The organism is Maricaulis sp. ABE4_448 (genome assembly GCF_056160825.1).
Genome location: NZ_JBSWXX010000012.1, coordinates 1 through 223, shown reverse-complemented (window position 1 = coordinate 223; position 223 = coordinate 1). Strand labels below are relative to the sequence as shown.

The window sequence follows — 223 nt, the reverse complement described above, 5'->3', positions numbered from 1 at the left end:
CTCAAGGATCTTCTCCTTGCCGATGTTCTCGTCACGGCCTTCAACAGCCGCCAGAGCCGAACCCGCAACGATCGGAATATCGTCGCCCGGGAAGTCGTAGGACGACAGAAGTTCGCGAACTTCCATCTCCACCAGCTCCAGGAGCTCTTCGTCGTCAACCTGGTCAACCTTGTTCAGGAACACCACCAGCGCCGGAACGCCAACCTGGCGGGCCAGAAGAATG

General features: G+C 58.7%; 1 protein-coding gene. It reads right to left on the bottom strand.

Annotation, left to right across the window (positions count from 1 at the left end; genetic code table 11):
* The coding region (locus ACXAJV_RS15340; RefSeq protein WP_475086288.1) for a GTP-binding protein at positions 1-223 on the bottom strand (223 nt) is incomplete at both ends.